Origin of the sequence: Bacillus sp. JJ675 (genome assembly GCF_036963165.1) — a bacterium.
GTDB classification, from domain to species: domain Bacteria; phylum Bacillota; class Bacilli; order Bacillales; family Bacillaceae; genus Bacillus; species Bacillus glycinifermentans.
Genome location: NZ_JBALMR010000092.1, coordinates 1 through 23,552, shown reverse-complemented (window position 1 = coordinate 23,552; position 23,552 = coordinate 1). Strand labels below are relative to the sequence as shown.

General features: G+C 45.8%; 20 protein-coding genes, 2 pseudogenes and 1 riboswitch. Of the genes and pseudogenes, 18 read left to right on the top strand and 4 right to left on the bottom strand.

What is annotated here, in order from left to right; genetic code table 11:
* Together V7126_RS21535 and manA are read left to right on the top strand one after the other, a co-directional pair.
* On the top strand, positions 1–1,239 hold a 1,239-nt coding region (locus V7126_RS21535), incomplete at its 5' end, for a fructose-specific PTS transporter subunit EIIC (RefSeq protein ID WP_335498995.1).
* Positions 1,240–1,255: 16 nt separating this feature from the next.
* The gene (manA, locus tag V7126_RS21530; protein ID WP_046131428.1) at positions 1,256–2,203 is read left to right on the top strand and encodes a mannose-6-phosphate isomerase, class I; all 948 of its coding nucleotides are present in this window, start codon (positions 1,256–1,258) and stop codon (positions 2,201–2,203) included.
* A 45-nt stretch (positions 2,204–2,248) separates the two neighbouring features.
* Here manA and sigZ read toward each other — a convergent pair whose 3' ends face one another.
* Entirely contained in the window at positions 2,249–2,779 is a 531-nt protein-coding gene (sigZ, locus tag V7126_RS21525) for an RNA polymerase sigma factor SigZ (protein ID WP_335498991.1), read from the bottom strand.
* A gap of 132 nt (positions 2,780–2,911) precedes the next feature.
* On the opposite strand from sigZ, the gene V7126_RS21520 reads away from it, so the two are divergent.
* The 7 genes and pseudogenes from V7126_RS21520 (at position 2,912) to V7126_RS21495 (ending at position 11,036) form a co-directional block, all read left to right on the top strand.
* Positions 2,912–3,892: an aldo/keto reductase gene (locus V7126_RS21520; RefSeq protein ID WP_175075130.1), complete on the top strand. Its 981-nt coding sequence runs from the start codon at positions 2,912–2,914 to the stop codon at positions 3,890–3,892.
* Positions 3,893–4,317: 425 nt separating this feature from the next.
* A riboswitch (cyclic di-AMP (ydaO/yuaA leader) is annotated at positions 4,318–4,463 on the top strand.
* 237 nt (positions 4,464–4,700) lie between these two features.
* Positions 4,701–4,778: a K(+)-transporting ATPase subunit F gene (gene kdpF / locus V7126_RS24150; RefSeq protein WP_082094120.1), complete on the top strand. Its 78-nt coding sequence runs from the start codon at positions 4,701–4,703 to the stop codon at positions 4,776–4,778.
* Between the two features lie 25 nt (positions 4,779–4,803).
* The gene (gene kdpA / locus V7126_RS21515) at positions 4,804–6,474 is read left to right on the top strand and encodes a potassium-transporting ATPase subunit KdpA (RefSeq protein WP_202049111.1); all 1,671 of its coding nucleotides are present in this window, start codon (positions 4,804–4,806) and stop codon (positions 6,472–6,474) included.
* Positions 6,475–6,563: 89 nt separating this feature from the next.
* A pseudogene (gene kdpB, locus V7126_RS21510) lies at positions 6,564–8,551 on the top strand (potassium-transporting ATPase subunit KdpB).
* A 14-nt stretch (positions 8,552–8,565) separates the two neighbouring features.
* Complete coding sequence (kdpC, locus tag V7126_RS21505) at positions 8,566–9,129, top strand: potassium-transporting ATPase subunit KdpC (RefSeq protein ID WP_175075131.1); 564 nt, start codon at positions 8,566–8,568, stop codon at positions 9,127–9,129.
* Between the two features lie 70 nt (positions 9,130–9,199).
* Complete coding sequence (kdpDN, locus tag V7126_RS21500) at positions 9,200–10,357, top strand: KdpD-like non-kinase potassium sensor (protein WP_175075132.1); 1,158 nt, start codon at positions 9,200–9,202, stop codon at positions 10,355–10,357.
* A gap of 121 nt (positions 10,358–10,478) precedes the next feature.
* On the top strand, positions 10,479–11,036 hold the full coding sequence (locus tag V7126_RS21495) for a DUF1541 domain-containing protein (RefSeq protein WP_175075133.1): 558 nt from the start codon (positions 10,479–10,481) through the stop codon (positions 11,034–11,036).
* Between the two features lie 265 nt (positions 11,037–11,301).
* Here the strand turns inward: V7126_RS21495 and V7126_RS21490 are convergent, their stop codons facing one another.
* Positions 11,302–12,474, bottom strand: a complete 1,173-nt coding sequence (locus V7126_RS21490; RefSeq protein WP_175075134.1) for an MFS transporter — start codon at positions 12,472–12,474, stop codon at positions 11,302–11,304.
* An 80-nt stretch (positions 12,475–12,554) separates the two neighbouring features.
* On the opposite strand from V7126_RS21490, the gene yeiL reads away from it, so the two are divergent.
* The 3 genes from yeiL (at position 12,555) to V7126_RS21475 (ending at position 15,050) form a co-directional block, all read left to right on the top strand.
* Positions 12,555–13,226, top strand: a complete 672-nt coding sequence (yeiL, locus tag V7126_RS21485) for a transcriptional regulator YeiL (protein ID WP_046131422.1) — start codon at positions 12,555–12,557, stop codon at positions 13,224–13,226.
* Positions 13,227–13,407: 181 nt separating this feature from the next.
* Positions 13,408–14,463, top strand: a complete 1,056-nt coding sequence (locus V7126_RS21480) for an NAD(P)-dependent alcohol dehydrogenase (protein WP_046131421.1) — start codon at positions 13,408–13,410, stop codon at positions 14,461–14,463.
* Positions 14,464–14,771: 308 nt separating this feature from the next.
* Positions 14,772–15,050, top strand: coding sequence for an HPr family phosphocarrier protein (locus V7126_RS21475; RefSeq protein WP_373687979.1), 279 nt, complete (start codon positions 14,772–14,774; stop codon positions 15,048–15,050).
* Here the strand turns inward: V7126_RS21475 and V7126_RS21470 are convergent.
* Entirely contained in the window at positions 15,047–15,442 is a 396-nt protein-coding gene (locus tag V7126_RS21470) for a MerR family transcriptional regulator (protein ID WP_335498997.1), read from the bottom strand. The genes V7126_RS21475 and V7126_RS21470 overlap by 4 nt on opposite strands.
* A 1,021-nt stretch (positions 15,443–16,463) precedes the next feature.
* Between V7126_RS21470 and V7126_RS21465 the strand changes: the two genes are divergently transcribed.
* From V7126_RS21465 to V7126_RS21440, 6 genes and pseudogenes are all read left to right on the top strand, one after another.
* A complete protein-coding gene (locus V7126_RS21465; RefSeq protein WP_335498977.1) occupies positions 16,464–18,179 on the top strand; it encodes an acyl-CoA dehydrogenase family protein in 1,716 nt (571 codons plus the stop codon).
* Positions 18,180–18,194: 15 nt separating this feature from the next.
* On the top strand, positions 18,195–19,082 hold the full coding sequence (locus V7126_RS21460; protein WP_175075137.1) for an NAD(P)-dependent oxidoreductase: 888 nt from the start codon (positions 18,195–18,197) through the stop codon (positions 19,080–19,082).
* An 18-nt stretch (positions 19,083–19,100) separates the two neighbouring features.
* Positions 19,101–20,555 (top strand): CoA-acylating methylmalonate-semialdehyde dehydrogenase, encoded by a 1,455-nt coding sequence (locus V7126_RS21455; RefSeq protein ID WP_175075138.1) that lies wholly within the window; start codon positions 19,101–19,103, stop codon positions 20,553–20,555.
* Positions 20,556–20,624: 69 nt separating this feature from the next.
* Positions 20,625–21,410 carry an enoyl-CoA hydratase-related protein gene (locus V7126_RS21450; protein WP_175075139.1) on the top strand — a complete coding sequence of 262 codons (786 nt, stop codon included), beginning with the start codon at positions 20,625–20,627 and terminating at the stop codon, positions 21,408–21,410.
* Positions 21,411–21,425: 15 nt separating this feature from the next.
* Positions 21,426–22,476 (top strand): annotated as a pseudogene (locus tag V7126_RS21445) (enoyl-CoA hydratase/isomerase family protein); the annotation flags it as partial.
* 142 nt (positions 22,477–22,618) lie between these two features.
* Complete coding sequence (locus V7126_RS21440) at positions 22,619–23,026, top strand: hypothetical protein (RefSeq protein WP_335498966.1); 408 nt, start codon at positions 22,619–22,621, stop codon at positions 23,024–23,026.
* 135 nt (positions 23,027–23,161) lie between these two features.
* On the opposite strand, the gene V7126_RS21435 is transcribed toward V7126_RS21440, so the two are convergent.
* The coding region (locus tag V7126_RS21435) for a DUF2262 domain-containing protein (RefSeq protein ID WP_335498964.1) at positions 23,162–23,552 on the bottom strand (391 nt) is incomplete at its 5' end.

The following is a 23,552-nucleotide window of genomic DNA, read 5'->3' as shown; positions in this document are numbered from 1 at the left end:
GGGTATGCGGCGCTGGGAATCAAAAGATTAAAGGTTCCAAAAGCAATACAGCCGATCATGCCGATCATTATTATCCCGGTACTGGCCTCGCTTATTGTCGGATTAGCGTTTGTATTTTTGATCGGCGCTCCTGTCGCGCACGTGTTTGAATCATTGACGGTTTGGCTTTCTGGTATGCAAGGATCGAGCTCGATTATTCTGGCATTGATTTTAGGCGCGATGATTTCATTCGATATGGGCGGACCTGTCAACAAAGTGGCATTCATGTTCGGTTCAGCCATGATTGCAGAAGGAAACTACGAAATTATGGGACCGATTGCCGCAGCAATTTGTATACCGCCGATCGGGCTCGGAATCGCCACATTTATAGGAAAAAGAAAATTTCAAACAGCTGAAAGAGAAATGGGGAAAGCATCATTCACGATGGGGCTCTTCGGCATTACAGAAGGCGCCATCCCATTTGCGGCGCAAGATCCGTTGCGCGTGATCCCGAGCATTATGGTGGGCGCCATGACAGGATCGGTCATCGCCATGATCGGAAACGTCGGAGACAGAGTCGCACACGGCGGCCCGATCGTTGCTGTGCTGGGGGCTGTCGATCATGTTCCGATGTTCTTTGTTGCTGTAATTGCCGGATCGTTTGTCACTGCGATTTTAGTCAACATCCTGAAAAAAGACGTCACCCAAGCGCAGCAGCAGGAGCTGGAGGAAGCCGCAGCGGCAAAAGAAGATTTGCAGCAAGACGTGCCGGCGGAAAACAGGCAGCCGGAGAAAACGCGCATCAACAAGCTGACGGACATCACCAGTTTTGACCTGATCGAACCTCAGCTATCCGGCATAACGCGCGACGACATTATTGATGAAATGATTCAGCAATTGTCCCGGGCAGGTGCGCTCAAGTCAGAAAGCGAATTCAAACAAGCAATCCTGAGCCGTGAACAGGAGAGCACAACGGCAATCGGAATGAATATTGCGATTCCGCACGGGAAATCCGATGCAGTGTTAAAACCAAGCGTCGCATTTGGAATCAAACGGGCGGGAGTCGATTGGAAAAGCCTCGACGGCACAAAGGCGAAACTGATTTTTATGATCGCCGTTCCGAAAGAAAGCGAAGGAAATGATCATTTAAAACTCCTGCAAATGCTGTCCCGCAAACTGATGGATGACAGGTACAGGGAAACATTATTATCCGTCCGGACAAAAGAGGAAGCATACAAGCTGCTTGAGGAAATCATATAAGGTCAGGTGAAACGAAATGAAGACTGAACCATTATTTTTTGCACCCGTTTTCAAGGAAAGAATCTGGGGAGGTACGGCATTGGCTTCTTTCGGCTATGACATTCCATCGGATCGGACAGGGGAGTGCTGGGCTTTTGCCGCACATCAAAACGGGCAAAGCGTTGTTCAAAACGGAATGTATAAAGGGCTTACACTTACGGAATTGTGGGAAAAACACCGGCATTTATTCGGCCATGCAGAGGGGGACCGCTTTCCTCTCCTAACCAAAATATTAGACGCCAACCAAGACTTATCCGTTCAAGTACACCCAAATGATGAGTTTGCACGAAAAAGAGAAAACGGCGAACTCGGCAAAACGGAATGCTGGTATGTCATCGATTGCAAAGAAGATGCCGAAATCGTTTACGGACACCATGCAACATCAAAAGAAGAACTGATCTCCATGATCGAGCTTAAAGAATGGAACCGGCTTTTGCGGCGCGTGAAGGTAAAGCCGGGAGATTTCTTCCATGTACCAAGCGGAACGGTTCATGCGATCGGTGAAGGCATACAGATTTTAGAGACGCAGCAAAATTCTGATACAACGTACAGATTATACGATTATGACAGAAAAGATGCGGAGGGAAATCTGCGCGAGCTGCATCTTGAAAAAAGCATAGAAGTGATAGACGTTCCATTTACGGAACATCAGCCGGAAATCCGCCAAGAACAAACGGATGACCTCTGCGTCACCTCATTTATCGAGTGTCCCTATTTTTCAGTGAAAAAGTGGGAGGTAAAAGGAGCAGCCCGCTTAAAACAGGAAAAACCGTTCCTGCTTGTCAGCGTCATCAAAGGGGAAGGGGGCATCACCTCAAGCGGACATGAATATTCATTGAAAAAAGGAGATCACATCTTGCTGCCCGACGGCTTCGGCGAGTTCGAGATTAGCGGGCATGCCGAATGCATTGTATCAAGCCTGTAAAATGAAACCGGTTCCTTCGTGCGAGGAACCGGTTTTGTACGCAAGCTATTCTTTCAACATCCGAAAATCGATAATATTTCCGTATCGATCTGATTCAATATGGCAGCATCCCGTCATCAGCTGCTTTAATTTTTCGCGCCCGCGCTGCACCCTTGATTTCGCCCCTGAATAAGACATCCCCGTCTTTTCGCACAATTTCTTTTGCGACAGCCCCTGGATTTCTGTCAGTTCGAGCGCCTCCCGATACTTTTCCGGCAGCCTTTTGATCGAGGAGCGAATACAAGCAGCCGCTTCTTTTGTATAGTTTTCCTCTTCGGTGTCACCGCTTAATTCAATTTGCTCTGGAAGCTGTTCAATCGATTTATCCGTACGGTAAAAATCGATGATCGTATTTCGGGCAACCTTGTAGATCCAAGCGCGGATGTTTTGTACATTCTTTACATTCGAGAGATGAATTTGAACTTTCATAAATACGATTTGCACTAAATCATCAACTGCCGATTGGTCTTTGACTCTAAGCGCGATAAATGTTTTTAACGGCTCATGATATCTATTCCATAGATCTTCTACATTCACTTCAATAACCTCCTGCTGCATTTTGCGTCCGTTTTACATTTGCTTCGTCTTCTTTATCGTAACAGGAAGCCGGGAAGTTGTTGAATCATTTGCTTCACTGCTTACAAAACATTGTATAAGGAGAGGATTGTCATGAAATATACTTTTTTAGGAAGAACGGGATTGCGCGTCAGCCGTTTGTGCCTGGGGACGATGAACTTTGGAGTGGATACAGATGAAAAGACAGCATTCCGCATCATGGACGAAGCGCTCGATAGCGGCATACAGTTTTTTGATACCGCCAATATCTACGGCTGGGGTAAAAATGCCGGATTGACTGAAAGCCTCATCGGAAAATGGTTTGCCCAAGGGGGGCAGCGCCGCGAAAAAGTCGTCCTGGCGACGAAAGTGTATGAACCGATATCTGATTCAAACGACGGACCGAACGATACAAGAGGCCTGTCTCTTTACAAAATCAGACGCCACCTGGAAGGATCTCTGAAGCGGCTGCAGACCGACCATATCGAACTGTATCAAATGCATCATATCGACCGGCGGACCCCGTGGGATGAAATATGGGAAGCATTCGAGGGCCAGGTTCGATCAGGCAAGGTCGACTACATCGGCTCAAGCAACTTTGCAGGCTGGCATTTGGTCAAAGCACAGGCAGCAGCCGTGAGACGCAATTTCATGGGGCTTGTCACAGAGCAGCATAAGTATAGTTTATTAGAGCGGACGGCGGAAATGGAAGTGCTGCCGGCTGCCCGGGATCTCGGCCTTGGCGTAGTGGCATGGAGCCCGCTTGCAGGAGGGCTTCTCGGAGGCCGTGCGCTAAAAAAGCACGCCGGAACCCGAACGTCCCAAAGGGCGGATTTAATCGAAAAGCATCGAACACAGCTTGAGAGATTTTCGGCTTTATGCAAGGAGCTGGGGGAGAAAGAAGCCAATGTTGCGTTGGCATGGGTGCTTACAAATCCGGCGCTCACCGCACCGATTATCGGGCCAAGAACCGTAGAACAGCTGCGGGATGCGATCAGAGCGGTCGAAATCAGTCTGGAAGAAGACGTGCTCAGCGAGCTGAATGACATCTTTCCCGGACCTGGAGGGGAAACACCTGAGGTATATGCTTGGTAGACGTATTGACGAAAAGTTATTTCAGTAAATCTTTCAAACATCAGAAAAATGAGCTGTGCCGCCGAGAGACATCCCGATCGCCGGCCGGCTCATTCCTGGATTTCAGACTGCTACAGTTTCTTGATCACTTCCGATCCTGACTGTTTAACGATGGGAATTTTTGCAAGATTCACTTCATGACAAGACGATTGAGCATTGCTCGTTTAATTTTTATTTTTTTAATAAATTAAAATGCTGGAAGAGATGTCAAATGATTTTTGTGAAACAGAAAGAAAAACAGAGATACAGAAAGTAAATAGGATATATGAAGTTAAAAATCACTCAAAATCATCTCGTTTCGTCATTTTTAATGTTTTATCAAACTTTACAGTTCAATTTAACGAGAGTAATATAAATCTCATCAAAAATCTGAATAAAATTTCCAATTATCGTAACCGCTGAATTCCAGTTTGGAAGCGGGGGAACCATTTTTGTGGTACTGCCACTTGGGGTGAATCCTTTTTTAAAGGTAAGGTGACTCTTTGCACCTGAATCCGACAGCTAACCTCGCAAGCGTTTAAAGAGAACCCAAATACGTGCGGAAAGCACGGTTTCTTAACTGTGCCCTAAAAAAAGCCGTAAGAGGTTTGTTCTCTTGCGGCTTTTTTTCATGCCGTTTTACAGAAAACAAAGGGGGTGATGTACGTGTTGGATTTTTTGATGCTGGTCATCTTTGCCGCTTTGGTATCAATGATTCTTTTATTGGCCAAATGGGCTGAACATACAATCGGTCACCAACCAAAAAAATAACCGTGAAAGGAGAAGCGCAATGATTCTATTGATAGCTGCAGTTATCGCGCTGTTTACCTATTTGACATACGCCTTGCTTCATCCGGAAAAGTTTTAGTAAAACACAAGTGGGGGTTGAAGAAATGATTTTGTTTATTTCAATATGCGTCATCGTATTGATTGCACTTTTGTCAGCTAAACCAATGGGTCTTTACATTGCTAAAGCATTTGATTACGGCCCATCCAAAATCGACAGGCTGTTTCTCCCGGCTGAACGGTTATTTTACCGAATTGGCGGTGTGAAAACGGAAAATCAATCTTGGAAGAAATACGCGGTTTCCTTAGTATTAACAAACGCGGTCATGATCTTGATTGTTTATGCGGTCTTTCGGCTGCAAGGAATATTGCCGTTAAACCCGACGAATGTCAGCGGAATGAGTCCTTCGCTTGCGTTTAATACGGCAATCAGTTTTATGACCAATACGAATTTGCAGCACTACAGCGGCGAAATCGGTCTTTCCCTGTTTTCGCAAATGTTTGCGATTATCTTTTTAATGTTTACGGCGCCTGCCACTGCGTTGGCCGCGGCAATTGCCATGATTCGGGGCCTCGCCGGAAAACCGCTCGGAAACTTTTATGTTGATCTGGTCCGCTGTATTACCCGGATTCTGCTTCCGGTTGCAGCGGTCATGTCCCTTGTTTTTGTCGGTCTCGGCGTTCCGCAAACAGTTGATGCATCTGTAGTGGCAAAAACGCTGGAAGGAGGGGACCAAACGATTTTACGCGGACCCGTTGCATCCTTTTTATCCATAAAAGAGCTGGGAAACAACGGCGGGGGATATTTCGGAGCAAACTCTGCACACCCATTTGAAAATCCAAATGGGTGGAGCAATGCGCTGCAAATGTTATTAATGCTGCTTATCACCGTTTCACTGCCGTTTACGTATGGGAAAATGGTCGGAAACCCAAAACAGGGGCGCATTCTCTTTATCTCGGCGGGACTTCTCTTTTTATTCATAATGGGTGCAGCTTTTATGGCGGAATCCAACGGGAACCCGGCAATCAATGAAATGGGAATTCAGCATGAAGCCGGCAGTCTGGAAGGAAAAGAGGTCCGCTTCGGAACCTGGTATTCATCCTTGTATGCCATGGTGACAACGGCAAGTGAAACGGGTGCGGTCAATGCCATGCACGACAGCCTGATGCCTCTGACAGGATTGCTGGCCATGGCCAATATGATGCTGAACACCGTCTTCGGCGGATTCGGAGCCGGATTTATGAACATGCTGCTGTATGCGATGATCGCCGTGTTCTTGTCTGGTTTAATGGTTGGAAGAACACCTGAATTTTTAGGCAAAAAAATTGAAGGCAAAGAAATGAAGCTATTGGCTGTCACGTTGCTGATTCAGCCGCTGTTGATTTTAGGGGCGTCTGCACTTGCCCTCTATACCCCAATGGGACGGGAAGCCATCTCGAATCCCGGTTTTCACGGGATCAGCCAAATTTTGTACGAATTTACGTCCTCAGCGGCAAACAGCGGATCGGGTTTCGAAGGGCTGAAAGATGGAACAGCGTTCTGGAATATGTCAACAGGGATTGTGATGTTCATCGGCCGCTATATTTCAATTGTTACGCTTTTGGCAGTCGCCGGATCTTTGCTTGAAAAAAGAACGGTCCCTGACACCATCGGTACGTTCCGGACCGATTCGGGTATATTTGGCGGTATTTTCGTCACGGTGATTCTGATTGTCGGGGCATTAACCTTTTTCCCTGTGCTGGTTTTGGGACCTGCCGCAGAATTTTTAACTTTATAGGAGGGCTTACAGTGAACGATTTCAGCAATGCCGAACGGCAGCACGGAGCGGATTCGGTTCGGAAAACGAATAAAACCCTTAATAAAACGATTGTAAAAGAGGCGCTTAAAGACGCTGTTTTGAAATTGGATCCGCGCATCATGATTCGAAATCCGATTATGTTTGTCGTTGAGATAGGCTTTTTTATCTCGGTTTTAATTTCCGTATTCCCGCAATTTTTCGGGAGCATGGCGCCCGTCTGGTTTAATGCGGCGGTCTCCGTCATTTTACTGTTCACGGTTTTGTTCGCCAACTTCGCCGAAGCTCTGGCTGAAGGGAGAGGAAAGGCGCAGGCCGATTCTTTAAAACAGACGAAGAAGGGAATATGGGCCAATCAAGTAGTTAACGGGAATATAGAAAAAGTTTCATCTTCCGATCTTCGCAAGGGCGACATCGTCATCGTCTCCCAGGGAGAAATGATCCCGAGCGACGGCGAAGTGATCGCGGGTCTCGCTTCAGTCGACGAATCGGCGATTACCGGCGAATCAGCGCCGGTCATAAAAGAGGCGGGGGGCGATTTCAGCTCTGTTACGGGAGGAACCCGTGTTGTCAGCGATTCGATTAAAGTAAAAATTACAAGCGAACCAGGAGAAACGTTTTTGGATCAGATGATTGCCCTTGTTGAAGGAGCGGAAAGGCAAAAAACACCGAATGAAATCGCCTTGAATACGGTTTTGACAAGCTTAACGATCATCTTTCTCATCGTCGTCGTTACACTCCCGTTTTTTACCGGCTATCTTGGGTTTCAAATCGATCCGGCGGTCCTGATCGCTTTGCTGGTCTGCCTGATTCCTACGACAATCGGAGGTCTCTTGTCGGCGATCGGCATTGCAGGCATGGATCGAGTGACCCGCTTTAACGTACTTGCCATGTCGGGAAAAGCCGTCGAGGCGGCAGGCGATATTAATACGATTATTCTTGATAAAACCGGAACGATCACATTTGGAAACCGGATGGCAAGCGAATTTGTGCCAGTCGGTGATGAAACGCTCCAATCCGTCGGGGAATATGCGGCGATCAGCTCTATTCACGATGAAACGCCTGAAGGCCGGTCCGTCATCGACCTCGCCAAAAAACGGGCCATCGAATACGACCCGGCGGCTGAAGGAGAATGGATCGAATTTAAGGCGGAAACAAGAATGAGCGGCGTTGATTTGACGAATGGCAGAAAGGTCCGTAAAGGCGCCGTCGATGCCGTGAAAAAGTGGGTTGAAACAAACGGAGGAAACATCCCGCTGGACCTTGACAGGGAAAGCGGGCGAATTAAAAAAAAGGCGGAACACCTCTGGCCGTTGCGGCAGACAATAAAATCTACGGTTTAATTTATTTGAAAGACACCGTAAAACCGGGGATGAGAGAACGCTTTGAAGAACTTCGGAGAATGGGCATCAAAACGGTGATGTGTACGGGTGATAATCCATTAACGGCGGCTACGATTGCCAAAGAGGCCGGCGTGGATGATTTTATCGCGGAAAGCAAACCGGAAGACAAAATCAACGTGATCAAACGCGAACAAGAGGAAGGTAAGCTGGTCGCCATGACAGGAGACGGCACGAACGATGCCCCGGCGCTGGCTCAAGCTGATGTGGGGCTGGCCATGAACAGCGGGACAACGGCGGCCAAAGAAGCGGCGAACATGGTCGATTTGGATTCCAACCCGACGAAAATCATTGAAGTGGTGTCGATCGGAAAACAGTTGCTTATGACTCGCGGTGCTCTTACAACGTTCAGCATCGCAAATGATATCGCCAAATATTTTGCGATTATCCCGGCGATGTTTATGCTGGCGATTCCTGAAATGAAAGTGCTGAATATCATGGGACTTGCTTCACCAATGTCAGCCATTTTGTCGGCGCTCATTTTTAATGCGGTAATTATTCCCCTGCTTGTCCCTTTAGCAATGAAAGGGGTCGCATACAAGGCGATGAGCTCAAATGCTTTGCTCGCCCGCAACCTGTTGATATATGGACTTGGCGGAGTGCTTGTCCCGTTTATCGGAATCAAGCTGATTGATCTTATGCTTCAGATATTTGTATAAGGTGGGAGATTACAATGAAAGAAATAGGTGCAATGATAAGAATCAGTTTATTGCTGTTGATTGTGTGCGGGCTTATGTATCCACTGGCCGTTACGGGAATCTCACAGGCCGTGATGCCGAAAAAGGCGAATGGAAGCCTTATTTACAACCGAAAAGGAGAGGTCATCGGCTCTGAATTAATCGGGCAGCAGTTTACTGATCCGCGCTTTTTTAACAGCAGAGTATCCAGCATCGGCTATGATGCCTCAAGTTCCGGATCGCCAAATGAGGCACCCTCAAATTCCGAGTTATTAAAACGGGTCAAAACATCAATCTCCGAATGGAAAAAGGAAAATCCGGATGTTCCCGTCAGCAAACTGCCGATTGACCTAATCACGAACTCTGCCTCGGGGCTTGATCCTGACATCAGCCCGGCCGCCGCATATGCACAAATCCCAAGAATCAGCCGTCTGACAGGGATTTCAAAGGCAGAACTCGAACAATTAGTTGAACAGCATGTCAAGAAGGCTTCCCTTTTCAGCGAAGCCCGCGTCAATGTTCTGCTGCTTAATATCGATCTGAAAGAAGAGCTGAAGTAACGGCTTCTCCCCCTGTGCCTGCCCCGGGAGACACAGGGGGAATCTTTAACGAAAGACGGAGATGCATATGATGCGAAGAAAACATATCCGAGTTTATCGAAGGAAAACACCGGAAGAACTGCTGGCTGAAATCGAACAGCTGAAAAGAGGACATTGGACCATTTATATCGGATCAGCTCCGGGCGTAGGGAAAACGTATCGAATGCTGCAGGAAGCCCATGATGTAAAACGCGAAGGCATAGACGTTGTCATCGGTTTGATCGAAACGCATAACCGGACGGAAACGGCCGCATTAATAAAGGATTTAGAGGTTATTCCTAAACGGAAAATTGAATATAAAGGAAAAGTCCTCAAGGAAATGGATGTTGAAGCGATCATTGAGCGAAAACCCGACCTTGTCATCGTCGATGAACTGGCTCATACGAATGTACCCGGTTCCAAGAATGAAAAACGACACATGGATGTTGAAGATATTTTGAAAGAAGGCATCAATGTTATGTCTGCGGTTAACATTCAGCATTTTGAAAGCGTTCATGACATCGTACAGCATGTGACCGGCGTTAAGGTAAGGGAACGGATTCCCGACCGGATTTTAGATCTGGCGAGCGAAGTCATCCTTATCGATGTCACGCCGGAAACCCTGCAGAAGCGCCTGAAAGAAGGAAAGATTTACGAAAAGCATAAGATTCAGCAAGCTTTAACCCATTTTTTTACAAAGCATAATTTAGCCGCACTGAGAGAGCTTGCTTTACGTGAAGTCGCCGACGATGTAGACGGCCGAATGGAACGTACAAATGGGCTGAATGGGAATCATCGGCCAAGAGGAACAAATGAAAAAATACTAGTTTGTATACAGCACGGCAAAAATGCTGAAAGGCTGATCCGCCGCGGTTGGCGAATCGCGAGCCGCTTAAAAGCCGATTTATTTGTTCTGAATGTTTCCCGCAGCACGATAGAAAACATATCGGCCGGCAAAAGAGCTCAAATTAAACAATGGAAACGGTTTTCTGCACAATTCGGCGCCGAGTTTATTTTTAAAATCGCAAACCAGCGCCATATTTCAGAGACGATTGCCAATGTGGCAACGGAAAAAAGCATCACGCAAATCGTTCTTGGACAATCTGCGCGGTCGAGATGGGAAGAAATCAGAAAAGGATCGATTGTAAATACGATCATGCGCCATACCGACGGAATCGATATTCACATCGTTTCTGATGAAAAAAAGTGAGATACTGATCCGGTGTTCTCTATGACGCCCTCTTTTTTTGAATTTGATAAGCGATCTCCATAAGTTCTGCACATTTTCGTTTTATGATATTGGCAAATACCATTAGAAGGAGAGTATGTGCATGCGAAAAAAACGATTTGTTCCATCATTGTTTGCTGTTCTTCTTATCGTACTTGGCGCTTGCGGAAACACAAACACGGATAAGGATCATGCAACGAAAGGAAACAATGAAGACACGCATGAGATGGATCACAGCAACATGGAAGTCCCTGAAGGTTTAAAAGAAGCAAAAAATCCAACATATAAAGTGGGAACGAAAGCGATCATGAACGCAAATCACATGAAAGGCATGAATGGCGCTGAAGCGACGATCACCGGCGCTTATGATACTGTCGTCTATGCCGTTTCATATACACCGACAACCGGCGGAAAACGAGTCGAAAACCACAAATGGGTCGTTCAAGAAGATATCAAAGATGCCGGCGATAAGCCGTTCAAACCGGGGGCAAAAGTAACCTTGGAGGCCGGCCATATGAAAGAGATGAAGGGGGCAACCGCCACAATCGATTCGGCGGAAAAAACGACGGTTTATATGGTGGATTATAAGCCGACAACCGGCGGGAAAGAAGTGAAAAATCATATGTGGCTGACCGAAAGCGAGCTTTCGCCTGCTGATTAAATGAGCCAAAAGAGCTTATTCGCCTGAGTAAGCTCTTTTTTATTGTGCATTTGCAGCCGGCACAAAGAACGATGAAAAACATGTACTGATTCTAAACATAAACATGTCATTTGTATGTAAAAAAAGAAAGAGGGGCTAACAGATCAAATTCAAAAGAACGAAACTCGCTGAATTAACCATTTCCTGCAATCCTTCAGGAGCCGGCCTTCCCGGATGAGCATCGTGTTATGTTCCAGCGAGGAATAAGTGAAAAGCTGCAAAAGAACTAAATCGAAAGTGAGATTTCTTTTCTAAGTTCCAGTTTTCGATATAAAAGCGCAAGCATCATCGATGGAATCGTACAAACAATCATTCCGATAAAGGCATATCTTGGCTCAATTTCGTATAAATAGCCGCCGAAAATTGTAAACACTGCAGTGCTCCAGCTAAGAGCCAATGCTGAATAAATACCTTGTGCTTTCGGAATCTGCACATGTGAAATGTTCTTTATCAGGTATTTCATAAAAGCATAGTGCCCCATAGCAAATGAGCAGGCATGCAAGGTTTGCGCTATACAGAAAACAATTACATTAGGAAAAGCAAATACTAATATCCAACGTACGGAAGAACCAAATGCCGCCATTGCAAGCAAGGAGCCTACTGAAAAATTGTGAAATCTCCGGTCTGCGATTGAGAAAAAGATAATTTCTGCAATCACGGCAATGTTAATTATTACACCTATTAAATATTGCGGTGCATGAATTTCTTGTAAAAAGAGATAACCATAATTGTAATAAGAAGCATGTGCCGCCTGGAGTAAGATGACTATAACCAGTACCAAACGAAAGCGCTTGATCCGGAGTAATTTTAACATACTCCCTTTTTGTGTTTGGTCTGCCGGCGGCTTTTTAGACAGAATCGTAGGCGCAGGCATGCAACCGAGACATACCAATACGGCTATACCAAGTAACAGCGCCCATAAAATAACTTCATCTCCAATTATCCCAGTAAAGATGGATAGAAACATGCCGGCCGAGATGAATCCAATAGATCCCCACTGCCGGCTTCTCCCGTAATGCCTTAATTGGCCGCTTTGCACGAGAGCTCCGGCGGCGCTATCAAGAGCGGGCATGAATGCAGGGTAAAAAAAATGGAATACTACTGTAACGATAAGCAAGCTGGTAAAGGAACCCGCCGGAATATAAAACAGAATAGCAACCAGCGTACCGATTCCCGCCCCATTCAATAAGGACTTGCTGCTAAATTTCCCTGACAAATAAGGAAAAGCAGCCAATGTGGAAAGGCCTCTTGCAACCAAACCCAGGCTCATAATCAAACTGGCTTGAGGAACCGTAATCCCTTTTGTATGAATGATCCATCCCGTCCAATAAGGCAGAAAAATGCCCCATGTCATAAAAAAACTAAAAAACTGTATGCTCATCCAGCGATGTGTGTTCATTCTGCATCCCCCCATCGTTTGCATGTTATCATGTAAACAGATAAAAAAATATGAGATATCTCATATTATCGGGGTGGATGATGGAAATCTACAAGGGTGAGAAAAAGCGGCAGCAGTTGGAGAGGCACTCTATTTCGCATCTGTTTTCTTTTCCAGTTGAAGAGTTTATGGAAGTGCACGAGTATCAGCGCGATGAATGGATGATTCGAGAAGGTACGAGAACGGAGTTCCTTTTTTACGTTATTGAAGGAAAAGCCAAAATATATGTCACACATCAAAATGGGAAGGTTTCCTTAATTAATTTTATCAATGCAAATGATTATATCGGAGAAATGGAATTATTACATGAGGCGTACTATACAAAAGGAGTTCAGGCATCAACGAAGACCGTTTGTTTTGCGCTTCCTGTTCATCGCTGTCGCAAACAATTAATGGAAGATGCAAAATTTCTGCGTGAATTAACCAAGTTTTTAAGTATAAAGGCAACACTTATGGCTGCAAAGTATTCCCAAAGCCTTGCATTCCCGCTTGAACATCGGCTTGCGGATTTTATTTTGCAAACAGCTGATGAAGGAGTTTATAAGGAGAAACATGTAACCGTTTGTGATTATTTAGGCGTATCCTACCGTCACTTACTGCATGTGATGACACAATTTTGCGATAAAGGTTATTTGCAAAAGGAAGGGCGGAATTTTCGCATTAAACAGTACGATTCCTTATATAAACTGACAGAAATGTTGAAAAATAAGTAGACTTTCAGACAAAATTAAATTTTACAGTAATCCATTAAGGAGATTCAGACATTCAATTCTGCAGTATGGGCGGCTTTCTATTACTTTTTAGCTAATTCAGCCAAAAACCCTTGTGTTAAAGTTCCCTTTAAGGTTTAACATATTCTTGTATCTTTTGATGAAGAAAGGGTGGGTTTATATCATGTGTAACCATAAAAGCATACCAAGCCGCGTGCTAAGCGCTCCAAGCGCAAAAGCAAAATTCGAACTGACGACGATTGAGCGGAGAGATTTACGGCCAAATGATGTTTTAATAGATATTAAGTTTAGCGGTATTTGCCATTCTGATATCCATAGTGCTTATGATGAATGGGGCGGCGGAATCTTCCCGATGGTTCCGGGACATGAAATTGCCGGAGTCGTGACAGCAGTAGGAGGGGACGTGACCAAATTTGCCGTCGGCGACCGCGTCGGCGTCGGCTGCTTTGTTGATTCCTGCGGAGAATGCGAATACTGCCTGAATGGCGAGGAGCAATTTTGTACAAAAGGCGTAGTCCAAACGTATAATTCATTAGACTATGATGGAAATCCGACGTACGGCGGCTACAGCCAAAAAATCGTTGTAAAAGAAGATTTCGTCGTCCGCATTCCAGACAATTTGGACTTGGATGCGGCAAGCCCGCTGCTGTGTGCAGGCATCACTACGTACTCTCCTTTGAAACATTGGAACGCCGGACCCGGCAAGAAGGTCGCCATTGTGGGAATGGGCGGTCTCGGCCATGTAGCCATCCAATTCGCGCATGCGATGGGTGCTGAAGTAACGGTTTTGAGCCGGTCTTTGAATAAGAAAGAGGAGGCCTTGAGCTTTGGCGCAGATCACTACTTTGCAACGAGTGATCCGGCTACATTCACCGGGCTGGCCGGCCGTTTTGACTTGATCCTAAATACGGTGTCTGCAAACCTTGACATTAATGCGTATTTATCAATGCTTCGCGTAGACGGAACGCTTGTCAACGTAGGTGCGCCAGCCGAACAGGATCAGTACAGCGTGTTTTCCTTAATCATGGGCCGCCGCAGCATTGCAGGTTCGCTTGTCGGCGGAATTCGCGAAACACAAGAAATGCTGGACTTTGCCGCAGAGCACGGTGTCGCTCCTAAAATTGAGGTTATCCGTGCCGACCAAGTAGACGAAGCGTATGAGCGCGTTCTTCGCAGTGATGTACGTTATCGATTCGTTATTGACATCTCTACCTTGTAATTCAAGAAAAATGCCTTTTATGTTTGACAAAAGATGGGATCAGCCGATTCAACTGGTTGAACCATCTTTTTGCGTTTTTTGCAGAAAAGTGGCCAGAATCAAATGAGGCAGACGTACCTGCCGATGTTTAATACAAAAAACGTGCTTTCCAATACACCTTGTAAAACGGCAAAAAACCCCTTGCCTTAAAGTCGGCTTTAAAGATTAATCTAAACGATATAAATCTGGTGTGGAGGAGAGGTTTTCCCACAATGCCGATCAGCAAGTAATCTGGGGACAAAATGAAATTTTAAAAAATAAGGAGAAACATGATGATCGTAAAAAAGCTTATCGTTCAGCTTCCGCGGGGACTGCAAGCAAGACATTCGGCTGTATTTGTACGAAAGGCATTCACTTTTAAAAGTGAAATCGTTTTAACAAAAAACGGGCGATCCGCGAATGGAAAGGATATCATGGAAATTATGAATTTGGCAGTTCAAGAGGGGGACGATATCACCTTAATCACCGATGGTATCGATGAGCAAGATGCTGCAAAGATCTTGGAAAAAATTCTTTCGACGAGAAAAAAGCTGATTAATTTATCTTAATCAGCTTTGTCCGTTTCCTTTTTTGACTCGTACTGCTTTTCTAATTGATTGTAGTATTCTATTTTCACATCAATTTTTTGAAAAGCCCGATCCAGATCTCTTTGTTTCTCCATCATTTTCTCTTTATGTTTTTCAAGTATCTGTTTGCGGTTCGGGATTGTCCAATCTCCTTTTTTTGTCAACTCGACAATCTCGCGTAATTCAGAAAGAGCAATGTCGGTCTTCCGAAGGCAGATCACGAGCTCCAGCCATGTCAAATCATTTTCATTAAAAATTCGGTTTCCATTGGCATCTCTTTTAATAAAGGGAAGGAGACCCTCTTGCTCGTAATACCGGAGCGTATGTGCAGGCAAACCGACCTTTTCAGAAATTTCTTTAATAGAATATCCCATTGCAACCTCCATATCTTTCACTATCATCATTTTCAAAAAAATAAAAAGCCCCCGGCAAAATTGCAGCAACCGGCTATTTGCTTTGGATTTCAACATTATTATAGACCTTAAAGTAGACTTGAAGGCAAATCGTGCGGAAGATCACCCAAGAATCTTGATCAGGAGGAAATATGTAAAATGACAATATTCGTAAACAGGCAAAGCTTTTAAGCCAACATTTTCTTTCCTTTGCCTCGAAGGAGACGGTTCACAGTCATGCTGGTGTATATGTTCGTGTACAGGAAAATGATAACCGAAAAAACATTTGTAAAATTCCCAAATATTCGCTATCATTGGTTTTAAACCCAATATATACAGAGTAAGGTTTATATTGTATGCTTCTGCTTAAAAGGAAAGATCGGTGAGCGTCCTGTGATGTCCTGCAGCTGTTTGAACGTCTGCAGCAGCATGTAGAAGGGAAGATTTGATGAGGACTTCGTATTCGGCGCAGCCTGAGAATTTTGCCGATTTCTGCATGCCAAAGCATAAGCGGTGAAAATCACGTGCTCTGTCTTTATATTACGCGCAGCAAGCGGGAGATTCAGGTAAGAATGAGAGAGCAATATCGAAAAGGCTTACAAACCGCTGTTGGGATCCGTTTTTTCCGAAAGGTATTCGATTTTTTCCAGGCAGCGCCAAATACCTTGCGTGTGCCGCGGATTTAATCCCCGATCCAAACGTGGCTGGACATACTTAAGACCGTAATCTGCAATTTCATATCTGGAACCGGGGCAGACACGATCTTCCCTTGAGGCACTCGAACCTGAAGAATTTGGGTTTTCAGATGGTCGTCAGGATATGCAAAATGATTTTGGCTTTGAAGATCCGGACACAGAAATTGCAAAAACGATCATTGCCGAAGAATAGAACTCATCAAAACACACCGGAAGAAAAGAAGGCGATAATTCGCATCAAGAAATTAATGTAAGCGTTTTCTTTTTTCTTCAATCATTATTCATGAGCGGAAGCGAGGAGGAAAGCGATGGGTAAAGCAGAACTTCGATGGAATGACCCCTTCATTTCTTATGATGTATCGGTAGCTGATGTATTTACTCCAGAAGATTTCAATGAGGAGGAGCAGCTCATTGCAAAAACGACTGAATTATTTGTCAGAAATGATGTAATCCCTCTTCTTGAATCGATTGATAAGCATCATCACGAAAACGCAAAAAAGTTGTTTCAGAAAGCGGGAGAGCTCGGCTTGCTTGGTATCGAAGTTCCGGAAGAGTATGGCGGCCTGTCTCTCAACAAGAAGCTTTCAGGGCTCGTAGCCGAGAAGATGGGAGCCGGCGGATCGTTCAGCGTCTCCTTTAATATTCATGCAGGTGTCGGGACATTGCCGTACATTTATTATGGAACAGAAGAACAAAAGCAAAAATACCTTCCGAAACTGGCATCGGGAGAATGGATCGGAGCGTATGCGCTCACAGAACCCAACGCAGGATCAGACGCTTTAAACGCAAAAACGACGGCCGTCCTGAACGAGGAGGGAACGGCCTGGATTTTAAATGGCGAAAAACAGTGGATTACGAACGCGCAAGTGGCTGATGTATATGTTGTCTTTGCAAAAACGAATGAAGGCATGACCGCATTTATCGTAGAGCGGTCGTTTAAAGGCGTTTCGATTGGACCTGAAGAGAAAAAGATGGGGATAAAAGGTTCTTCGACAGCAACTTTAATCTTGGAAGAAGTCAGCATACCGGCAAAGAATGTTCTGGGAACTGTCGGAAAAGGGCATCACGTAGCATTGAACATTTTGAACATGGCGCGATTAAAGCTGGCGTTTTCCAACATTGGAACATCGAAGCAAGCATTGAACCTTTCCGTGAACTACGCCAAACAGCGTAAACAGTTTAATAGGCCGATCATCAGCTTTTCAATGATTCAAGAAAAGGTTGCGGATATGGCGATATCTATTTACGGAGCGGAAAGCGCCGCCTACAGGACGGCGGAAAGCCTGGACAATGTGTTTGAGCCTGCTGTTCCGCTGGACGAAAGATTGAAAGAACTGGCAAACTATGCATCTGAATGTGCGATCAATAAAGTAAACTGTTCTGAAATACTCGGCCGGATCGTAGACGAAGCGGTGCAGATTCACGGCGGCTACGGGTACATGCAGGAGTATGAAGTCGAACGATTGTACCGGGATGCAAGGATAAGCCGAATATTCGAAGGCACAAACGAAATAAACCGCCTGACGATCGCCAAGCTTTTGATGAAACAAGCGCAGCAAAGCATCGGCACTAGGTTTGAAACTCAATTAAGCAAGCAAGAAAACCGCAACCGGCAATTCATCGACCTTTCCAATCGTCTCCTCAACAAATCTTTGAACGCACTAACACACTCTACCATTGACATTCAGCAGGAACAGGAATACTCCCGGCTCATCGCCGACATGAAAAAAGAAATCTATGTGATGGAATCCGCAGTCATACGTGCGGAAAAAGCGGTGCAAAAGAGCGGGAGGGAAAAAGAACAGTTAAAAGAGTTGATGACCAATGTCATTTGTGAAGACGGGTTTAGGAGAATTGAAGAGATGGCGGTGTCCGTCTTAGCAGGGATAGAATCAAATGAAGCCGAAAGAAAGCTCGTATTGGAAGAGATTCGCAGCCTTCCTGTCCCTCTTTACAGCAACCTGTTTGCTCAAAAACGCGAAATTGCAAAAAGAATAGCCGCTCATGAAAAATATATGGTGTGAACGGAGTGAAGCGTTGTGAAAAAAATCGGGTTTATCGGTTTGGGCAACATGGGTCTTCCCATGTCAAAAAATTTGCTTCTGTCAAACTTTACTGTGTATGGAATGGATCTCAACAAAGACGCTGAGATGTCTTTTCATCAAGCAGGGGGAACGATCGGCATTCCGCTTGATAAGATGGTTGAATTAAGTGATGTCATCCTTACAAGCCTTCCTTCATCAACCGCAGTAGAAGAGGTTTTTCTTGGGGAAAAAGGACTCGTCAATCTTGCTGAACCCGGCATCCTGCTGGTTGATACGAGTACGGTCGCTCCTGAACTGAATATCCGCATTGAAGAGGCGGCGAAGAATAAAGGCGTCGATTTTCTGGCGGCCCCTGTCAGCGGCGGCGTAATAGGGGCGGTAAACCGGACGCTCACCTTTATGGCAGGAGGTTCGAAATCCGCTTTCGATAAAGCACTGCCTGTTTTTAAAGCAATGGGCGAGAATATTTTTCATGTGAACGAGAATGTCGACAGCGGTACGAAGACGAAGTTGATCAACAACCTCTTAATCGGATTTTATACAGCAGGAGTCAGCGAGGCTCTGCATCTTGCCAAAAACAGCAATTTAGATCTTGATCAATTGTTTGAGATGCTGAACGTCAGTTATGGGCAGAGCCGTATCTATGAACGCAATTATAAAAGCTTCATAGCGGATCATCGCTATGAACCCGGCTTTTCTTTAAAGCTCCTGCTGAAAGATCTCGGCTTTGCATTGGATTTAGCAAAAAAGAACAAGGTGGAACTGCCGGTGAGCAAAATTCTCTTTGACCTGTATGAAGAAGCCGAAAAGAACGGGTATGGCGAAAAGGATATGTCTGTCTTATACAAAAAAATAAGCGAGCAGACAACTGCTTTATTGTAAAGAGAGGTGTGAAAACAGATGCTTACAACGAATGTTAAAAAAATGAAGAACAACATTAACGGAGAGTGGGTGGATTCTGCAGGTGCCGAAGTCGAAGAGGTGATCAATCCTGCAGACGGAAATATAATCGCCTATGTGCCTCTGTCTGCAAGAGCAGATGTAGACCGCGCCGTACAGGCTGCCCAGCATGCTTATCAGACCTGGTCATTGGTGCCTGTCCCCAACAGAACAAGACGTTTATACAAATATTTGCAGCTTCTTCAAGAGCATAAGGAACAATTGGCCGACATCATTACGATGGAAAACGGCAAAACGTTAAAGGATGCCCGCGGGGAAGTGCAGCGGGGGATCGAAGTCGTTGAACTCGCGACCGCCACGCCTACTTTAATGATGGGGGAATCCTTGCCCGCGATTGCAGACGGCATCGACGGATCCATCTGGCGCTATCCTTTAGGAGTCGTTGCCGGCATTACGCCATTTAACTTTCCCATGATGGTTCCCCTGTGGATGTTTCCGCTGGCTATCGCTTGCGGAAACACGTTTGTCCTGAAAGCCTCGGAACGGACGCCTATTCTTGCGGAGAAACTTGTAGAGCTGTTCTATGAATCAGGTTTTCCGAAAGGTGTCCTGAACCTCGTCCAGGGGGGGAAAGAAGTCGTAAACGGTTTATTGGAGAACGAAGATATCAAAGCCATTTCCTTCGTTGGTTCGGAGCCGGTAGCAAGGTATGTGTACCAAAAGGGTACAGCTAACGGAAAACGTGTTCAGGCACTTGCCGGTGCTAAAAATCATGCGATTGTCCTGGCGGATTGCCACCTTGAAAAATCGGTTCAAGGCATCATCGGCGCGGCGTTCGGAAGCAGCGGGGAACGCTGCATGGCATGCTCAGTGGCGGCAGTCGTTGATGAAATCGCCGACGAATTCATGGAATTGCTCGTTTCTGAAACAAGAAAACTGAAAACGGGAGACGGCAGATCTGAGGATCACTTTGTCGGCCCGCTGATCCGAGAAGTCCACAAAAACCGCGTCCTTGATTATATTGACAGCGGCGTAAAGGAAGGAGCCGTTTTAGCCGTTGACGGACGCGATCCGGATGTTAAAGAAGGATATTTTGTAGGAGCGACTATTTTTGATCGCGTGACACCGGACATGAAAATATGGCAGGACGAAATCTTCGCGCCTGTCTTGAGCGTCGTGCGGGTGAAAGACCTTGATGAAGGGATCGAACTCGCCAATCAATCGAAATTTGCCAACGGCGCCGTGATTTACACGTCGAACGGCAAAAGCGTTCAACAATTCCGAGATAAAATTGATGCCGGCATGATCGGCGTGAATGTCAATGTACCGGCTCCAATGGCGTTCTTCTCCTTCGCGGGGAACAAGGCCTCTTTCTACGGCGATCTTGGAACAAACGGAAAAGACGGCGTCCAATTTTACACACGTAAAAAAGTCGTTACCGAACGATGGTTCTAGCCTTTAACCCCCTCTAACAGCTCAATAATGCCCTTTAGAGGGGTCTTTTTTATACTGGAGGGATAAATCTTGAACTGCAAATACGTAGCGCTTGAAAAAGAACATTTTATCACGACTGTCACATTGAACAATCCGCCGGTAAATACCCTATCTTCTTCCTGTATCGCCGAGCTCAGGTCACTTTTTAGAGAACTCGCCGCAGATGATGACACAAGAGCGATTATCATCACAGGGGAGGGCCGATTCTTTGCGGCAGGGGCAGACATAAAAGAATTCGTTTCAAAATTAGGAGATGAAAGGCAAGGATTGGCGCTGGCCGAAGGAGGCCAGGCGCTCTGCAATGAAATCGAAGCTCTAAAAAAACCCGTCATCGCCGCGATAAACGGACCGGCTCTTGGCGGAGGTTTTGAACTGGCGATGAGCTGCCACTTCAGAATCATATCAGATCAGGCGACAGTCGGTCTGCCGGAATTAAAGCTCGGGCTGATTCCTGCGTTTGGGGGTACACAGCGGCTCCGCAAGATAGCGGGTACAGCCGCAGCACTTGACCTCATCCTTACAAGCCGGCCGCTTTCAGCTCATGAAGCGGTAGAGCTAAAGATCGCGCAGCTTGCCGAGAAGGAAGAGGAACTCATGAAGACGGCAACTGCTGTCGCAATGTCGTTTGTAGAAGGAAAAAGCATGACAAGTGTCATGCGTGCAGTCGAATGTATCATACAAGGCAGCAATGAGAGCATGGAACAAGGGCTGGAAAGGGAACGAAAAAGATTTGCCGAACTGTTTCTGACGTCAGATGCCAAAGAAGGCATTCACGCATTCGTCGAGAAACGAAAACCAGATTTTCATCATTCATAAAAGGAGGGGATCAAGATGTCTGATGACGTTTTGTGTTCCGTCAATCAAAATGGCGTCGCAACTATTGTTTTGAACCGTCCGAAAGCGCTCAACTCACTCACTTATGACATGGTTCGCGTGATTGGCGAAAAGTTAACAGAATGGAAGACAGATCATAACGTTTCTGTCGTGATCATCAAAGGCGCAGGTCCAAAAGGGCTTTGTGCCGGCGGTGATATTAAAGCGCTCTACCAGGCTCGTTCGTCCAAACAAGCAATGCAGGCTGCTGAGCGTTTTTTTGAAAAAGAATATGAGACCGATATGGCCGTCTATCGATTTCCGAAGCCGATCATCGCCTGTTTAGACGGCATCGTCATGGGTGGAGGGGTAGGCCTGACGTATGGAGCCAGCCACCGGATTGTGACGGAAAGAACGAAATGGGCGATGCCGGAAATGAATATCGGTTTCTTTCCGGATGTCGGCGCAGCCTATTTTTTTAACAAAGCACCCGGTCACATTGGGCGCTACCTCGCATTAACGGCGTCTGTCATCCATGCCGCTGATGTGCTGTATATGAATGGTGCAGACATTTACATGGAAAGCGGCGCTTTAGAGCAATTGATTAAAAAAGTGGAACATACGAACTGGAACCTTGTAAAAGTTGAGGAAAAGCTTGATGAGATGATCGGAGAATTTCGAACGGAGCCTTCTCAAAAGAGCGGGCTCTCTTCTCATCAAAAAACGATTGACCATCATTTTAGGTTCGATACGTTGGAAGAGATCCTTCAGTCGCTCGACAGCGAGGAAAGCGACTTTGGCGCGAATATAAAGAAACTGCTTCTTTCCAAGTCCCCATTTTCATTGAAGATCGCATTAAAGCAACTGGCGGGCGGCAAACAAAAAACGCTGGAAGAATGCTTTGCCACGGATCTGCTGCTTGCAAAGAACTTTTTGAGACACAGTGATTTTTATGAAGGCGTGCGGTCCGTCCTGATCGATCGCGATCAATCGCCGAACTATGAGTACAGGAACGTTTCAGATGTAAGCGATGAGGCGGTAGGTAAGTTCTTTAAACCTCCTGAATCTGCCCAATTATAATTTGGGAGCTGGCCTTAAGACGTCAGCTCTTTTTTGCGAAAAAAGATCCCTCACATATCCGAGATGTTTTTGGTATATTTTTCTATGCAGAGAATATGTATACTAACAATATTTGGTTGGAGGTTGACAACATGAGCATCGGAAAACTAAGCAAGTATTTCTTGTCACTAGCTATTGCCTTCGCGGCGGTCCTGTCCTTTAATGCAGCATCTGCAAATGCTGCATCAAGCGGCACTATTAAGCCAAACGAATGCTCAACCCACATCTTCACCGTGTACGACGAAACAGTTGGCATTGGCGGTTCCGGGCGTGCGCATTTTTATTGCGGCAGTATCAACGGCGGTCCTCAAATTGAATTTTCGGAAGACGATTTAACGGTTTCGGTTGATGATCCCTTTATTCTTCATGCATATGCTAATCCAGGCTTGAACTCGGTGGACTATAAAGGCCTCAAAAAAGGGGATGCTGAGGTAACGATTTATTGGAAAAACAAGCCGGAGGGCACCAAATACACATTTTTATTGGTGCAAATAAAATAATGGCTGCAGTTTTTTAGAGTAGGGTAAAAACCTTGAACGGCCGGGCCTTTCAAGGTTTTTTCGGTTTTCTGCATCGAAAACGGGACAGGAGAAGAAGNNTGAAAACCTGAAACAAACGGAATGCGCCGCCCAGCTTTATCCGGCAATTTCCGCTGATTCAAACGTACCGTTTCGGTTGCCGCTGACGATGATCGAGTGACCCCAAAACATATCGCCGTCATCAAAGAATACTTCAAAATCTCCATCAGGATACACGCTGATACTGCTCAATTCCATGAGCTCCATGAACATCTTCTTGGTGATTTCCTCAAACTCCGCTTCGTCGTTATCTTGCAGCCATTCATTGGCCAGTTCGACCAATTCTTCGGCAGCGTAAGCCCGGATTTTGGCATTCCAATGCGCCTGGTCTTGAAATAGAATATGTGCGGTTTCCAGCGAAGCCTTCATCTGCCGATCGTCTTCATCCCAATCAAAGGAGAGCTTTCCATTTTGTCCGGCCCAGGTGATGTCCTTCTCAAACACATTG

Bases quoted from the DNA above. Each gene is read 5' to 3' on its own strand.
- manA (WP_046131428.1), top strand. From the start codon at position 1,256: ATGAAGACTGAACCATTATTTTTTGCACCCGTTTTCAAGGAAAGAATC.
- V7126_RS21520 (WP_175075130.1), top strand. From the start codon at position 2,912: ATGAAATATACTTTTTTAGGAAGAACGGGATTGCGCGTCAGCCGTTTG.
- kdpF (WP_082094120.1), top strand. From the start codon at position 4,701: ATGATTCTATTGATAGCTGCAGTTATCGCGCTGTTTACCTATTTGACA.
- kdpA (WP_202049111.1), top strand. From the start codon at position 4,804: ATGATTTTGTTTATTTCAATATGCGTCATCGTATTGATTGCACTTTTG.
- kdpC (WP_175075131.1), top strand. From the start codon at position 8,566: ATGAAAGAAATAGGTGCAATGATAAGAATCAGTTTATTGCTGTTGATT.
- kdpDN (WP_175075132.1), top strand. From the start codon at position 9,200: ATGCGAAGAAAACATATCCGAGTTTATCGAAGGAAAACACCGGAAGAA.
- V7126_RS21495 (WP_175075133.1), top strand. From the start codon at position 10,479: ATGCGAAAAAAACGATTTGTTCCATCATTGTTTGCTGTTCTTCTTATC.
- V7126_RS21490 (WP_175075134.1), bottom strand. From the start codon at position 12,474: ATGAACACACATCGCTGGATGAGCATACAGTTTTTTAGTTTTTTTATG.
- yeiL (WP_046131422.1), top strand. From the start codon at position 12,555: ATGGAAATCTACAAGGGTGAGAAAAAGCGGCAGCAGTTGGAGAGGCAC.
- V7126_RS21480 (WP_046131421.1), top strand. From the start codon at position 13,408: ATGTGTAACCATAAAAGCATACCAAGCCGCGTGCTAAGCGCTCCAAGC.
- V7126_RS21475 (WP_373687979.1), top strand. From the start codon at position 14,772: ATGATGATCGTAAAAAAGCTTATCGTTCAGCTTCCGCGGGGACTGCAA.
- V7126_RS21470 (WP_335498997.1), bottom strand. From the start codon at position 15,442: ATGGGATATTCTATTAAAGAAATTTCTGAAAAGGTCGGTTTGCCTGCA.
- V7126_RS21465 (WP_335498977.1), top strand. From the start codon at position 16,464: ATGGGTAAAGCAGAACTTCGATGGAATGACCCCTTCATTTCTTATGAT.
- V7126_RS21455 (WP_175075138.1), top strand. From the start codon at position 19,101: ATGCTTACAACGAATGTTAAAAAAATGAAGAACAACATTAACGGAGAG.
- V7126_RS21440 (WP_335498966.1), top strand. From the start codon at position 22,619: ATGAGCATCGGAAAACTAAGCAAGTATTTCTTGTCACTAGCTATTGCC.